Origin of the sequence: Asanoa iriomotensis (genome assembly GCF_016862515.1) — a bacterium.
GTDB lineage: Bacteria > Actinomycetota > Actinomycetes > Mycobacteriales > Micromonosporaceae > Asanoa > Asanoa iriomotensis.
In genome coordinates this window covers 1-13,047 of the sequence record NZ_BONC01000011.1, presented here as the reverse complement: position 1 = coordinate 13,047, position 13,047 = coordinate 1, and the positions used below count along the sequence as shown (strand labels likewise).

General features: G+C 71.4%; 16 protein-coding genes. 7 read left to right on the top strand and 9 right to left on the bottom strand.

Features of this window, described 5'->3' with window-relative positions; genetic code table 11:
• Positions 1-61: 61 nt before the first annotated feature.
• Positions 62-1,414 carry an FAD-binding oxidoreductase gene (locus tag Air01nite_RS10185; protein WP_203701747.1) on the top strand — a complete coding sequence of 451 codons (1,353 nt, stop codon included), beginning with the start codon at positions 62-64 and terminating at the stop codon, positions 1,412-1,414.
• Positions 1,411-2,010: a TetR/AcrR family transcriptional regulator gene (locus Air01nite_RS10180; RefSeq protein WP_203701746.1), complete on the top strand. Its 600-nt coding sequence runs from the start codon at positions 1,411-1,413 to the stop codon at positions 2,008-2,010. Before Air01nite_RS10185 ends, Air01nite_RS10180 begins: the two co-directional genes overlap by 4 nt.
• Here Air01nite_RS10180 and Air01nite_RS10175 read toward each other — a convergent pair.
• Entirely contained in the window at positions 1,994-2,869 is an 876-nt protein-coding gene (locus tag Air01nite_RS10175; protein WP_203701745.1) for an LLM class flavin-dependent oxidoreductase, read from the bottom strand. The two genes, Air01nite_RS10180 and Air01nite_RS10175, sit on opposite strands and share 17 nt — an antisense overlap.
• Before the next feature lie 60 nt (positions 2,870-2,929).
• On the opposite strand from Air01nite_RS10175, the gene Air01nite_RS10170 reads away from it, so the two are divergent.
• Together Air01nite_RS10170 and Air01nite_RS10165 are read left to right on the top strand one after the other, a co-directional pair.
• Complete coding sequence (locus Air01nite_RS10170; protein ID WP_203701744.1) at positions 2,930-3,469, top strand: DUF6328 family protein; 540 nt, start codon at positions 2,930-2,932, stop codon at positions 3,467-3,469.
• A 55-nt stretch (positions 3,470-3,524) separates the two neighbouring features.
• On the top strand, positions 3,525-5,498 hold the full coding sequence (locus Air01nite_RS10165) for an acyl-CoA dehydrogenase family protein (protein ID WP_203701743.1): 1,974 nt from the start codon (positions 3,525-3,527) through the stop codon (positions 5,496-5,498).
• Between the two features lie 39 nt (positions 5,499-5,537).
• On the opposite strand, the gene Air01nite_RS10160 is transcribed toward Air01nite_RS10165, so the two are convergent.
• From Air01nite_RS10160 to Air01nite_RS10125, 8 genes are all read right to left on the bottom strand, one after another.
• A complete protein-coding gene (locus Air01nite_RS10160) occupies positions 5,538-6,194 on the bottom strand; it encodes a DedA family protein (protein WP_203701742.1) in 657 nt (218 codons plus the stop codon).
• A 45-nt stretch (positions 6,195-6,239) separates the two neighbouring features.
• On the bottom strand, positions 6,240-6,842 hold the full coding sequence (locus Air01nite_RS10155; RefSeq protein WP_203701741.1) for a hypothetical protein: 603 nt from the start codon (positions 6,840-6,842) through the stop codon (positions 6,240-6,242).
• Positions 6,843-6,885: 43 nt separating this feature from the next.
• Positions 6,886-7,287: a Fur family transcriptional regulator gene (locus Air01nite_RS10150; protein WP_203701740.1), complete on the bottom strand. Its 402-nt coding sequence runs from the start codon at positions 7,285-7,287 to the stop codon at positions 6,886-6,888.
• Positions 7,284-7,583 (bottom strand): ArsR/SmtB family transcription factor, encoded by a 300-nt coding sequence (locus tag Air01nite_RS10145; protein WP_203701739.1) that lies wholly within the window; start codon positions 7,581-7,583, stop codon positions 7,284-7,286. Before Air01nite_RS10145 ends, Air01nite_RS10150 begins: the two co-directional genes overlap by 4 nt.
• Positions 7,584-7,598: 15 nt before the next feature.
• Positions 7,599-8,495, bottom strand: coding sequence for a metal ABC transporter permease (locus Air01nite_RS10140; RefSeq protein WP_203701738.1), 897 nt, complete (start codon positions 8,493-8,495; stop codon positions 7,599-7,601).
• Entirely contained in the window at positions 8,492-9,238 is a 747-nt protein-coding gene (locus Air01nite_RS10135; protein ID WP_373310366.1) for a metal ABC transporter ATP-binding protein, read from the bottom strand. The genes Air01nite_RS10140 and Air01nite_RS10135 overlap by 4 nt, the downstream gene beginning before the upstream one ends.
• Positions 9,235-10,173 (bottom strand): metal ABC transporter substrate-binding protein, encoded by a 939-nt coding sequence (locus tag Air01nite_RS10130; RefSeq protein ID WP_203701737.1) that lies wholly within the window; start codon positions 10,171-10,173, stop codon positions 9,235-9,237. Before Air01nite_RS10130 ends, Air01nite_RS10135 begins: the two co-directional genes overlap by 4 nt.
• A 64-nt stretch (positions 10,174-10,237) precedes the next feature.
• Positions 10,238-10,495 carry a hypothetical protein gene (locus Air01nite_RS10125; protein ID WP_203701736.1) on the bottom strand — a complete coding sequence of 86 codons (258 nt, stop codon included), beginning with the start codon at positions 10,493-10,495 and terminating at the stop codon, positions 10,238-10,240.
• 27 nt (positions 10,496-10,522) lie between these two features.
• On the opposite strand from Air01nite_RS10125, the gene Air01nite_RS10120 reads away from it, so the two are divergent.
• From Air01nite_RS10120 to Air01nite_RS10110, 3 genes are all read left to right on the top strand, one after another.
• A complete protein-coding gene (locus Air01nite_RS10120) occupies positions 10,523-10,864 on the top strand; it encodes an antibiotic biosynthesis monooxygenase family protein (RefSeq protein WP_203701735.1) in 342 nt (113 codons plus the stop codon).
• Between the two features lie 25 nt (positions 10,865-10,889).
• Positions 10,890-11,468: a hypothetical protein gene (locus tag Air01nite_RS10115; RefSeq protein WP_239090630.1), complete on the top strand. Its 579-nt coding sequence runs from the start codon at positions 10,890-10,892 to the stop codon at positions 11,466-11,468.
• A 159-nt stretch (positions 11,469-11,627) separates the two neighbouring features.
• On the top strand, positions 11,628-12,998 hold the full coding sequence (locus Air01nite_RS10110) for a glycine--tRNA ligase (protein WP_203701734.1): 1,371 nt from the start codon (positions 11,628-11,630) through the stop codon (positions 12,996-12,998).
• Positions 12,999-13,047: the final 49 nt, after the last annotated feature.

The window sequence follows — 13,047 nt, the reverse complement described above, 5'->3', positions numbered from 1 at the left end:
CGGCTGACCGGTACGACGGTACCGTACGGATATACCTGACCTGGTCGAGGAAGGTTTCGAGATGCTTCACGACCTGCTGAGCACCGTCCGCGGACCCGTGTTCTTCCCCGGCGACGCGGGCTTCGCCGAGGAGGCGGCGGTGTTCAACACCACCGTCGCGCACGAGCCGCGTGTGATCGTCGGGGCGACCGAGGCGGCGGACGTCCAGGCGGCCGTCGACTTCGCCCGTGAGCAGGGCCGCTCGGTCGCCGTCCTCAACACCGGGCACGGCCCGTCCCGGTCGGTGACCGACGAGGCGGTGATGATCACCACCCGGCGGATGGCCGGTGTGCGCGTCGACGCGGAAAGGCGGACCGCGACGGTCGAGGCGGGCGTCACCTGGGGACAGGTGGTCGAGGAGGCCGCCAAGGTCGGGCTGGCACCGCTCGCGGGCTCCGCGCCGCAGGTCGGCGTGGTGGGCTACACGCTCGGCGGCGGCGTGGGTGTCGCGCTCGGCCGGGCCTACGGCTACGCGGCCGACCACGTGCTGTCGGTCGACCTGGTGACCGCGGACGGCGTGCTGCGCCACGTCACCCCGGACGACGACCCGGAACTGTTCTTCGCGCTGCTCGGCGGCAAGGGCAACTTTGGCGTCGTCACCGCGCTGGAGTTCGGCCTGTTCCCGGTCAACGAGCTGTACGGGGGCTTCCTCCAGTTCGCGGGTGAGCACGCCCGCGCGGTGCTGGAGGCCTACCGGTCGCTCACCGCGGGAGCGCCCGACGAGCTGACCTCGTCGATCGTCTTCCTGCACGCGCCCGACCTGCCGTTCGTCCCCGAGCTCATCCGCGGCAAGCTCAGCGTCTTCGTCCGGGTGGCCTACCACGGGCCGGCGTCCGACGGAGAAGCGCTGATCGCGCCGCTGCGGGCCGCCGCCCCGGCGCTCGCCGACACCGTGACCACCATGCCGTACGCGCGGATCGCCACCATCGCCAACGACCCGACGGATCCGGGCACGTCCGTCGAACACTTCGCGATGCTCGACGAGCTGACACCGTCCACGGTGGACGCTATCGTCGAGCTCGCCGCCGGCGGCCGGCTCACCCTGGTCAACCTCACCCAGCTCGGCGGGGCGTTCGCGAGAACGCCGGAACGGCCGAACGCCGTGCGCCGGGACATCGCCTTCGCCCTTTTCGCACTGACCGTGGTCCCACCCGGCGAAACGCTGCAAAGAGACGTGGCCGAAGAGCTCACCGACCGGCTGACCCGACAAGGCAGCCCCAAGCACCCCGGCTACCTCTCGCCCGCGGACGCTACGGTGCAGGGCGTGCGGCAGGCGTATGACGAAGAGACCTACGAGCGGCTCCGGGCGGCGAAGACCGTCTGGGATCCGGAAAACATGTTCCGCGCGAACTTCAACATTCCACCCAGGACATGAGACGACGGCGGGCCGGCGGCGCCAAACGGACCGCCGTGCTGGACGCCGTGGCCGACGTGCTCGCCGCGCGCGGCTACGAGAACACGCGCTTCACCGACGTGTCCACGGCCAGCGGTGTCGCGATCAGCACCCTGCAGAACTACTTCGGCTCGCGCGAGGACATGGTCATCGAGGCCATGGAGGCCTTCACCGACCAGGAGGTCGTGGCCCTGGAGGCGGTGGCCGCCGCCGAGCCGGACCCCTGGCGGCGGCTGGTCGCGATGGCCGACCGGAGCCTGCACAACTCGGAGCGCACCCGGCAGATCCTCGTCGAGTTCTGGCGGTCCGCCATGCGCGACGACGACCTGCGCGACTACAGCACCGAGGTGGCGGCACGTTACCGGGCGCCCTTCCTGGCCGCGGTGCGCGAGGGCGTCGCGCGCGGTGCGTTCAAGCCCGCGCACAGCGCGGAGGCCGTCACGGACCTGTTGCTCTCGGCCCTCGCCGGGCTGATCGTCGCCCGCGTGCAGCAGCAGCCGATGCCCTCGCCGGTCGAGTTCCGCGAGGTGCTGACGGCCCAGTTGCGGCTGATGCTCGGCGTCACCGCTCGGCCCTGACGCGCTCGCGGACCGCCGGCGCCACCTCCGCCGCGAAGCGGGGCAGCTGGTCGGGACCCTCGCCCCAGAAGAGGAACGTGTCGAAGCCGTAGCCGACCGCGAGGTCGGTCAGCTCGTCGACCCACTGGTCGACCGGCCCCTGCAACAGGCCTTCGCTTGCCCCGTCGGTGATCCGGCCGTTGATGTTCAGCACGCGGCGGATGTCGGCGGGGTCGCGCCCGGCGCTGACAGCGGCCTCGTCGAGCCGGGCGGCGGCGGCCGCGACCGGTGCGATGTCGCCGCGCAGCGACGGCACCCAGCCGTCGGCGAGGCGGCCGGCCAGGGACAGGGCGCGGGGTCCGTACACCCCGAGCCAGATGCCGATCTCGTGCGGTGGCACGGGCCCGGAGTGCGCGCCGGCCAGCCGGTAGTGCCGGCCCTCGAAGCGGAGGTTGCGTTGCCCGCTCCAGACCAGCCGGATCACAGCCATCGCCTCCTCGAGCGCCGCCAGCGACTCGCCGGGCGTCCGGCGCGGGCCGCCGTACGCCTCGACCGCGTCCCAGAACGATCCGGCGCCGAGCCCCAGCTCGAACCGGCCGCCGCTGAGCACGTCGATGCTGGCCGCGGCCTTGGCCATCACGGCCGGCGGCCGCAGCGGCAGGTTGGCGACATCGGGGAAGACGCCGACCCGGGTGGTGACCGCGGCGATCGCGCTCAGCAGAGCGAACGTGTCGACGTACCGCCGCTGGTAGGGGTGGTCCTGCACGCCGATCCAGTCGAGGCCGCGGTCCTCGATCTCCCGCGCGGTGGCGAGCAGCGGGTCGGCGGCGTTGGGGACGAGGAAGTATCCGAACGTGATGTCACGGCCGTAGTCGGGCACGGCTCAACGGTAATTCGTGGTTCGCCCCGCGCCGGCCCGGGCAGCGACGACCATGGGCCCATGGCCGAGGAGCGACCACCGGAGACGCCGAAACAACGGTGGGACCGCAACTTCAACGACCTGCTCCAGGAACTGCGGGTCGCGCAGACGGGCGTGCAGATCCTGTTCGCGTTCCTGCTGACGCTGCCGTTCAGCAACGGCTTCCCGCGGACGACCGAGTTCCAGCGCAACACGTACGTGGTCGCGCTGCTGTCCGCCGCCGCGGCGACCGCCATGATCATCGCACCGGTGGCCTTCCACCAGGCCCTGTTCCGCCAGGGCCGCAAGCCGGAACTGGTCCGCTTCGGCCATCGGATGGCCACGGGCGGATTGTCGTTCCTGCTGGTTTCGATGGTCAGCGCGGTCCTGCTGATCACCGACTTCATCCTGTCGCGGCACGTCGCGATCATTCTCAGCGGCCTCACCGCCATCTTCTTCCTCACGTTCTGGGCCGTCCTGCCGTGGGCGCGGCGCGACTGGGGCGAACCTGACGAAACCGAGGCGGAGATCACCAGGAGGCGGGAGCATCCGGAGGAGTTCGAGAAACCTACCGACGGGTAATAGAGCGAGGTACCGTCAGAACCAGCACAGCCAAGCCCGACAAAAGGGGGAAGCCGTGACGACCACCCAGAACAGGCCGCCGGAGGCCGGCGGCGCCGACGGTGCCGGGGCCCTGCCGCAGGAGGCGGGCACGGTTTCCTACCAGGAGTCCCGCGAGGTCGCCGAGGCCTCCCGCGAGACCGACTGGGCCAAACCGAGCTTCGGCAAGGAGCTGTTCCTCGGCCGGCTGCGGCTCGACCTGATCGATCCCTGGCCGCAGCCCGACCCGATCCGGGCCGCCAAGGGCGACGAGTTCGTCAAGAAGCTCAACGCGTACGTGCGCAGCGAGGTCGACGGCGAGCGGATCGAGCGCGAGGACCGGATCCCGGACGAGGTGTTCCACGGCCTGTCCCGCCTCGGCGCGTTCGGCATGAAGATCGACGAGAAGTACGGCGGCCTCGGCCTGACCAACCTCGACTACGCGCGCAGCCTGATGCTGGTCGGCTCGGTGAGCCCGGCCATCGGCGCGCTGCTCTCCGCGCACCAGTCGATCGGCGTGCCCCAGCCGCTCAAGCTGTTCGGCACCCCCGAGCAGAAGAGCCGCTACCTGCCCCGGCTGGCCGGCGGCGAGGTGTCGGCCTTCCTGCTCACCGAGCCCGACGTCGGCTCCGACCCCGCCCGCCTCGGCACGATCGCCGAGCCGGTCGAGGGCGGCTACCGGCTCAACGGCGTCAAGCTCTGGGCCACCAACGGCACGGTCGCCACGCTGCTCGTCGTGATGGCGCGGGTGCCCAAGTCCGAGGGGCGGCGCGGCGGCATCACGGCGTTCGTGGTCGAGGGCGACTCGCCCGGCATCACGATCGAGCGCCGCAACGCCTTCATGGGCCTCAAGGGCCTGGAAAACAGCGTGACCCGCTTCCACGACGTGTTCGTGCCGACCGACCAGATGATCGGCGGCGAGGGCCGCGGCCTCAAGATCGCGCTGACCACCCTCAACACCGGCCGGCTGTCGCTGCCCGCGATGTGCGTCGGCGCCGGAAAGTGGTGCCTCAACGTGGCCCGGCAGTGGTCCGCGGAGCGGGTGCAGTGGGGTCGCCCGGTCGGTGACCACGAGGCCATCGCGCAGAAGCTGGCCTTCATGGCGGCGACCACGTACGGCCTGGAGACCATGCTCAACCTCTGCTGCATGCTGGCCGACGACGACCGCAACGACATCCGCATCGAGGCGGCGCTGGTCAAGCTCTACGCGAGCGAGATGGGCTGGAAGATCGCCGACGAGCTGGTGCAGATCCGCGGCGGCCGCGGCTACGAGACGGCGGAGTCGCTGGCGGCGCGCGGCGAGCGGGCGGCGTCGACCGAGCAGATCCTCCGCGACATGCGGATCAACCGGATCTTCGAGGGCTCGACGGAGATCATGCACCTGCTGATCGCCCGTGAGGCCGTCGACGCGCACCTCTCCGTCGCCGGCGACATCATCGACCCGAAGGCCGACCTGGGCCGCAAGGCCAAGGCCGGTGCCCGCGCCACCGCGTTCTACGCGAAGTGGCTGCCGGGCCTCGCGGTGGGCAAGGGCCAGAACCCCAACGCCTTCGCGGAGTACGGGCCGCTGGCGCACCACCTGCGCTACGTCGAGCGGGCTTCCCGCAAGATGGCCCGGTCGACGTTCTACGGCATGTCCCGCTGGCAGGCGCGGATGGAGGACCGCGAGGTCTTCCTCGGCCGGATCGTCGACATCGGCGCGGAGCTGTTCGCGATGGCCGCGGTCTGCGTGCGGGCCACCTCCGAGCGGGATGACCGGCCGGAGGGCATGGAGCTGGCCGACCTGTTCTGCAAGCAGGCCAAGGTCCGCGCCGAGGCCCTGTTCGCGGCGCTGTGGGACAACACGGACGCGGTCGACGCGAAGGCCGCCAAGCGCATCCTCGACGGGCGCTACGCCTGGCTCGAGGAGGGCGTGGTGCACCCGCAGGGCGACGAGCCCTGGGTGTCGACCTGGCACCCCGGCCCGTCGACGGCGCAGGACGTCCGCCGACGCGTACCGCCGGCCTCCTGACGCACTTCGGAAACGGCCCGGGCTTCGGCCCGGGCCGTTTCACGTCCGGTCGTGGTGGCCGCCGGCCACCGCGTGCTCCTCGGTGGGCGTGGCCGGCCGGCGCCGGTGCCGGTTGAGCAGCCAGCGCACCAGTTCGGCCAGCCCGGCCACGGCCAGGGCGAGCCCGAAACCGAGCGCGAGACCCGGCAGCGGGTTGTTCTGGAAGGCCGAACCACCGAGGAAACCGAGCAAGGTGGTGTACGCGGCCCAGGTGAAGCACGCCAACGCGTCGAACAGCGTGAACCGGCGGCGCGGGTAGCCGATCGCGCCGGTGGTCAGCGTGATCGCGGTCCGGCCGCCCGGGATGTACCGGGCGATCACCAGTGCCACCCCGCCGTGCGCGAGGAGCAACTCCCGTACCCATGCGAAGGTCCTGGCCCTTCGGGTGCCCTCGGGTATCCGCTTGATCACGTTCTCGCCGCCGGCCCGGCCCACGAAGTAGGAGATGTGGTCGCCCGCCATCGCGCCGGCCCCGCCGGCCAGGATGACCAGCAGCACGTTGGGCTCGCCGCTGGCCGCGAACACCCCGGCGGTGATCAGCGTGGCCTCACTGGGCACGATCGGGAGGAAAGCGTCGAGCGCCGCCAGCGCGAACACGACGCCGTATACCCAGGGCGACGTGATGAACGGATCAAGGAAGTCCAGAAAGCCATCCATGGCTGAAGATCGCGTTGACGACAGACGTGATCTTCATAGCCTAGCTCAGCGTTGTCGCAGGCCAAGGCCCTTGAGCTCGAGCGCGGCCAGCGCATCCACTGTGGACTCGTCGCCGCTGCGCCAGGATTCGGCGACGTCGGGGCCGAGCTTGGCGAGCTTGCTCAGGGGCTGGGTGGCCAGCGCCCGGAGGGCGAGCAGGTCGCGACCGGCGGGTGCGCGGCGGACGCGGGCGGCGGCGCTGGCCCGGCGGATCCAGCGGACCCGCAGCGGCAGCCAGAGCAGCACCACGAACAGGATCGGCACCACCGCGGTGATCACCGCGAGCGCCAGCGCCAGGTTGCCGACGACCTCCTGCTGGGCCTGGCCGGCCTCGGCGACCGCCTGGGCCGCGCCGGCCGCCTTCTCGAACGGGCTGGTCAGCTCGTCGCCGACCAGCGGGACGCGGCCCACCTTGCTGCCCGCGTCGGCCAGGTTGGCGGACAGCGCGCTGCCGGCGCCCTCCAGCTTCTGACCGGGCACGCCCAGCTTCTCGACCTGGTCGTGCAGCCAGAGCGCGGCGCGGATCCAGGCGTAGACCCACGCGACCACGAGCAGGTCGCTGACGGCCTGGAGAACGAAACGAGGAAAGCGGTCGGCGTAAATCTTCACGAGCACAGCGTCGCGCACCGCGCCGCCGCGCGCACGACGGCGCTCAGCTCTTGCAGCAGTTCTGGCAGGTGCCGAAGATCTCCAAGGTGTGGCTCACGTCGGTGAAGCCGTGCTTCTCGGCCACGCGGTCCGCCCAGTGTTCGACCGCCGGGCCCTCGACCTCCACGGTGGAACCGCACGAGCGGCAGACCAGGTGGTGGTGATGGCCCTCGCTGCAGCGGCGGTAGAGGTGTTCGCCGCCCGGTGGGCGCATCACGTCGATCTCACCGGCGTCGGCCAGGCTCTGCAGCGTGCGGTAGACGGTGGTCAGGCCGACCCGCTCGCCGCGGTCGCGGAGCATCGAGTGCAGCTCCTGGGCGCTGTGGAAGCCCTCGACCGACCCGAGCAGCGAGCTGACGGCACGCCGCTGGTGGGTGTTGCGCAACGTTCCGGCCGCCTCGTTCATGATGCCTCCCGGGCGTGGCTGACCGCGTCCGCCACGATGTGCGCGATGTGCTCGTCGACGAGTGAGTAGGCGATCTCCCGGCCCCGCCGGGAACCGCGGACGATGCCGGCGCCGCGCAGGACCCGCAGGTGCTGGGACACCAGGGGCTGCGGCGCGCGCAGCGACTCGACCAGCTCGTGCACGCAGCGCTCGCCGCTGCCGAGCTCCGTGACGATGGCGACCCGGATCGGCGCCGCGAGCGCGCGCAGGAGCTCGCCCGCCCGCTCGTACGACTCGTACCCGTTGCCCTCCGTCATACCGGGAACGTTAGCTCAGCCCCGATCCAGGACGACTTCGTGTGGTTCCGGCTCGGCCGCCGCGGCGTGACCCGGCCGGCTGGCGCGCAGGGCGCCACGTTTACGTACCGCCCGGACGGCGGCCACCGCCACCGCCATGACCAGGAAGCCGGCGATCGCGAGCACCACGATCGTGGCGCCGAGCGCGGTGTCGATCTCCCAGGCGAGCCAGACACCGGAGCCGGCGGCCGCGACGCCGAGCACCATCGCGAGGCCCATCGTGGCCACGAAGCCCCGGGCCACCTGCTGCGCGGTCGCGACCGGCACCACCATCAGCGCGCTGACCAGCAGCAGGCCGACCGCGCGCATGGAGATCGTCACGGTGACCGCGGTGAGCACCGCGACCAGCAGGTTCAGCGCCCGCACGGGCAGGCCGGAGACGCGGGCGTACTCCTCGTCGTGGCTGACCGCGAACAGCGCCGGGCGCAGGCCGATGGCCAGCCCGAGCACGACGGCGCCGAGCACCACGATCACCGCGAGGTCCGACCGGGAGGTGGTGGCCAACGAGCCGAAGAGGTACGTCATCAGGTTGGCGTTGCTGCGGCTCCCGGACAGCCCGACGAGCATCACGCCGCCCGCGATGCCGCCGTAGAAGAGCAGGGCGAGCGCCACGTCGCCGGAGGTGCGGCCGCGTTCCCGGATCAGCTCGATGGCGATGGCGCCGATGGCCGAGACGATGACCGCGGTGAGCACGGGGGAGCGGTCGAGCAGCAGGCCGACGCCGACGCCGGTCAGCGCGACGTGGCCGACCCCGTCGCCGATCAGCGACATCCGCCGCTGGACCAGGTAGATGCCGAGAGCGGGTGCGGTCAGGCCGATCACCACGGCGCCGATGAACGCCCGGATCATGAACTCGTTGGCGAAGATGCTCATGCTCCCCACATCCCCTGCTCGGCGGGCGCGTGCGGGTGGACGTGGTCGTGCCCCGGATCGGCGTGGTGGCCGGCCGGTGCCGGCACCCCGCCCTCGTGGGCGATCTCGCCGTGGTGCACGACGACGCAGCGGGTGATCAGCGGCTGCAGCGGGCCGAGCTCGTGGGCGACCAGCATGACGGTGCCGCCGCCCGCGACGAACTCGCCGAGCGCGCCGGCGAAGGCGGCCTGGCTCGCGGCGTCGACCCCGGCTGTGGGCTCGTCGAGGATCAGCAGCTCGGGGCGGCCGGCCAGGGCCCGGGCGATCAGCGTGCGCTGCTGCTGGCCGCCGGAAAGGCTGGTCACCGGGTCACCGGCACGGTCGGAGAGGCCGACGGCGGCGAGCGCGGTCGCGACGGCGGCCCGGTCGGCGGCGCGCGGCGGACGCAGGATGCCGCGGCGGGCGACCAGGCCCGAGCCGATGACCTCGGCGACGGTGGCCGGCACGCCGGCGCCGGCGCCGATGCGCTGCGGCACGTACCCGATGCGCTCCCAGCTCTTGAACCGCTTGTCGCCGAAGAGGGTGATCTCGCCGGCGCTCAGCGGCACCAGCCGCAGGATCGACCTGATCAGCGTGGACTTGCCGGAGCCGTTGGCGCCGAGGATGGCGACGACCTCGCCGCGGGTGACGGTCAGCGAGACGTCCCGCAGCACGATCCGCTCGTCGTAGCCGACGACCGCGTTCTTGACCTCGACGATGCTCATGAACAGTCCAGGGCGGTGCGGATGGCGGTCAGGTTGGTGCGCATGATCGAAAAGTAGTCGCCGGTCGCGCCGGGCTGCAGACCCTCAATCGGGTCGAGCACGGCGGTCCGGGCGCCGACCTCGCGGGCGATCGTGTCGGCGACCTTGGGGCTGACCAGCGTCTCGAAGAAGATCGTGGTGGCGCCGTGCTCGCGGGCCTCCTGCGCGACGGCGGCCAGGCGCTGCGGCGCGGGCTCGGTGTCGGGCGTCACACCGGTCAGGCCGACCTGCTCGAGGTGGTAACGGTCGGCGAGGTAGCCGAAGGCGGCGTGGCCGGTCACCAGTTCCCGGCGCTGGCAGTTCTGGAGGCCGGCCGCGTAGTCCTGGTCGAGGCCCGTCAGTTGCGCCGTCAGGCGGGTCGCGTTGGCCTGGTAGTCGGCCTTGTTGGCCGGGTCGGCGGCGGCGAGCCGGTCGGCGACCTGCTGGCCGATGGTGGCGAGGCGCGTGGGGTCGAGCCAGACGTGCGGGTCCGTGGCGGCTTCCTCGTGCTGGTCGGGCTCTTCGCCATCGTGCACGTGGTCGCTCTCGCCCGCGTCGAGCAGCGGGACCGCGGTGGCGACGTCGAACGCCCGGTCGCCGCCGACCTGGTCGACCGCGTCGTCCATCGCCGGCTGGAAGCCCTTGAGGTAGACGATCACCCCGGCGTCGGAGACCCGGCCGACCTGGCGGGCGCTGAGCTCGAGGTCGTGCGGCTCGGCGCCGGGCTTGGCCAGGTTGGTCACCGCGACATGGCCGCCGCCGACCTGCTCGGTGACGAACTGGAGGGGGTAGAAGGCGGCCACGACGTCGAGCTTGCCGGCCGCGGCGGCGGAGTCGGTGGTGCAGGCCGCGAGGCCGGTCACGGCCAGGGCGGCGAGGCTGGCGATGACCGCGGAGAGGGTACGGCGGCGGCGCATGGCAACCACTGTCGCCGACAATGAAATTGATTGTCAAAAACGCATGGGTTCTTCGGGTACGCGCTCAGAGGATCTTGAAGACGGCGATCCCGATGAGGGCGGTGAGCAGCACGAGGCGGACGAGGCGCGTCTGCGGTGCCTGGACGTACCAGGTCATCCTGGTCAGCGCGATCATGGCGCCGGCGAGGATCAGCAGCACCAGGCCGCCGATGATCCCCGGCAGGAAGAGCCCGGCCAGCATGACCACGAGCGCGCCCAGGAACGCCTTCGTCGGGTTGACCCGGGCCAGGCGCTGGGGGAGACCCGGCTGCGTAGGCTGCATGCCGACACTCTACGAGGAGGTTCGTCCGTGCTGGTCGTCAACCGGTTCGTGGTGGCCGAGGAGGCCGCCGACGGGTTCACCGAACGGGCCCACGCCGCCCTCGCGGCGCTGGCCGCCCGCCCCGGCTACCGGTCCGGGCAGCTCGTCCGCGGGCTCGACGACCCGACCGCCTGGTGCCTGGTCACCGACTGGGAGTCGGTGGGCACCTACCGGCGGGCGCTGGGGGCTTTCGACGTGAAGGTGCACGCGACGCCGCTGCTGGCCGAGTCGCTCGACGAGCCGTCCGCGTTCGAGCCGCTGGCGACCGCTGAGCCCGGCGGCGAGGTTTCGGTCCGGGCCAGCGACCGGTCGGTAGGGCCCGGGCGATGAGCCCGTCCGCACTACGCTTGCGGACATGAACCCGACGTCCGGCCCGCCGGAATTCCCGACCGGCCCGCCGTCGGTGATTCCCACGTCGCCGCCGCCGGCACCGTTCCCGGCGCCTGGTCCCCCGTCGCTCCCGCCGCGTGGGCCCGGTGTCGTGCCGCCGTTCGCCGCGCCGCCCGTCGAGGGCCGGACGACCCGGCTCTGGCTCGGGCTGGGGGCGGCCGCCCTGTTCGTGGTGCTCTGCTGCGGCGGGGGCATCGCCGCGCTGACCGGGCTGGGCATCTTCGGCGTCCAGGCGATCGACGAGCGGGCCCGGGTCGTGGTCACCGACTACGTCGACGCGCTGGAGCGTGCGGAATACGGCGAGGCGTACGCGCTGCTGTGCGACTCCCAGCAGGTGGCGCAGACGCCCGACGACTTCGCCGCGGTGGAGTCCCGGGCGCCGCGGATCGACTCGTTCCTGGTCCACAAGACGCAGACGACCACCACGGACATCATCGTGCCGGTGGACGTGACCTACGCCTCGGGCTCGACGACGACCCTGCGCTTCGTCCTTCGGCAGGACAGCGGGACGGGCGAGTTCGAGGTCTGCGGGGTCACCGACTAATCTCGGTCGCGATCGCCGGGCGGGTAACCGTACCGTCGGGTGGTCGTTTGTGTCTCTGTCCCATTGTGTGTCTCTGTCCCATTGTGTGTCTCTGTCCCATTGTGTGTCTCTGTCCCATTGCCACCCCCGCCGACCGCCAGCCGGCGTAGGAGAGAAGCCATGCCTGCCGATCGCATCGACGCCATTGTCAGCCTCGCCAAGCGCCGGGGCTTCGTCTTCCCCTCCAGCGAGATCTACGGGGGCACCCGGTCGGCGTGGGACTACGGTCCGCTGGGCGTCGAGCTCAAGGAAAACGTCCGCCGGCAGTGGTGGCGCTCGATGGTCCAGCAGCGCGACGACATCGTGGGCCTCGACTCCGCGGTTGTGCTCTCACGCGACGTGTGGGCCGCCTCGGGCCACCTGGGCGAGTTCGTCGACCCGCTGACCGAGTGCCAGTCGTGCCACAAGCGGTTCCGGGCCGACCACCTCGAGGAGGCGTTCGAGGCCAAGCACCACCGCCCGCCGGCCGGCCTCTCGGAGATCAACTGCCCGAACTGCGGTGTCAAGGGCGCGTTCACCGAGCCGAAGATGTTCAACGGGCTGATGAAGACGTTCCTGGGTCCCGTCGAGAACGAGGAGGGCCTGCAGTACCTGCGGCCCGAGACGGCGCAGGGCATCTTCATCAACTACAACAACGTGGCGACCGCGGCGCGCAAGAAGCCGCCGTTCGGCGTCGCCCAGGTCGGCAAGTCGTTCCGCAACGAGATCACGCCGGGCAACTTCATCTTCCGCACGCGCGAGTTCGAGCAGATGGAGATGGAGTTCTTCGTCGAGCCGGGTTCGGACGAGAAATGGCACGAGTACTGGCTGCAGGAGCGCTGGAACTGGTACCGCGACCTGGGCCTGTCGGAGGCCAACCTGCGCTTCTACGAGCACCCCAAGGAGAAGCTGTCGCACTATTCGAAGCGGACGGTCGACATCGAGTACCGCTTCCAGTTCGGCGGCACGGAGTTCGCGGAGCTCGAGGGCATCGCCAACCGCACCGACTTTGACTTGACCACGCACTCCAAGCACTCGGGCGTCGATCTGTCCTACTTCGACCCGGAGAAGAAGGAACGCTGGGTCCCTTACGTGATCGAGCCCGCCGCGGGCCTGACCCGCGCGGTGCTGGCGTTCCTGCTCGAGGCGTACGACGAGGACGAGGCCCCCAACACCAAGGGCGGCGTCGACAAGCGCACGGTGCTGCGCTTCGACAAGCGCCTGGCGCCGGTCAAGGTGGCTGTCCTGCCGCTGTCGCGCAACCCGGAGTTGTCACCGAAGGCCCGCGACCTGGCGGCGCTGCTGCGCACGCGCTGGGTGGTCGAGTTCGACGACTCCCAGGCGATCGGCCGGCGCTACCGCCGCCAGGACGAGATCGGCACGCCCTATTGCGTGACGGTCGACTTCGACACGCTGACCGACGACGCGGTCACGGTCCGGGACCGCGACACGATGACCCAGGAGCGGGTGTCCCTGGGCCAGATCGAGCGCTACCTCCTCGAACGCCTCTAGGCCGTGTTTCGTATCCAGGGCCGGGCTGGGGCGGGCCCAGGCGCCGCCC

Bases quoted from the DNA above. Each gene is read 5' to 3' on its own strand.
- Air01nite_RS10185 (WP_203701747.1), top strand. From the start codon at position 62: ATGCTTCACGACCTGCTGAGCACCGTCCGCGGACCCGTGTTCTTCCCC.
- Air01nite_RS10180 (WP_203701746.1), top strand. From the start codon at position 1,411: ATGAGACGACGGCGGGCCGGCGGCGCCAAACGGACCGCCGTGCTGGAC.
- Air01nite_RS10170 (WP_203701744.1), top strand. From the start codon at position 2,930: ATGGCCGAGGAGCGACCACCGGAGACGCCGAAACAACGGTGGGACCGC.
- Air01nite_RS10160 (WP_203701742.1), bottom strand. From the start codon at position 6,194: ATGGATGGCTTTCTGGACTTCCTTGATCCGTTCATCACGTCGCCCTGG.
- Air01nite_RS10150 (WP_203701740.1), bottom strand. From the start codon at position 7,287: ATGAACGAGGCGGCCGGAACGTTGCGCAACACCCACCAGCGGCGTGCC.
- Air01nite_RS10145 (WP_203701739.1), bottom strand. From the start codon at position 7,583: ATGACGGAGGGCAACGGGTACGAGTCGTACGAGCGGGCGGGCGAGCTC.
- Air01nite_RS10140 (WP_203701738.1), bottom strand. From the start codon at position 8,495: ATGAGCATCTTCGCCAACGAGTTCATGATCCGGGCGTTCATCGGCGCC.
- Air01nite_RS10135 (WP_373310366.1), bottom strand. From the start codon at position 9,238: ATGAGCATCGTCGAGGTCAAGAACGCGGTCGTCGGCTACGACGAGCGG.
- Air01nite_RS10130 (WP_203701737.1), bottom strand. From the start codon at position 10,173: ATGCGCCGCCGCCGTACCCTCTCCGCGGTCATCGCCAGCCTCGCCGCC.
- Air01nite_RS10125 (WP_203701736.1), bottom strand. From the start codon at position 10,495: ATGCAGCCTACGCAGCCGGGTCTCCCCCAGCGCCTGGCCCGGGTCAAC.
- Air01nite_RS10115 (WP_239090630.1), top strand. From the start codon at position 10,890: ATGAACCCGACGTCCGGCCCGCCGGAATTCCCGACCGGCCCGCCGTCG.
- Air01nite_RS10110 (WP_203701734.1), top strand. From the start codon at position 11,628: ATGCCTGCCGATCGCATCGACGCCATTGTCAGCCTCGCCAAGCGCCGG.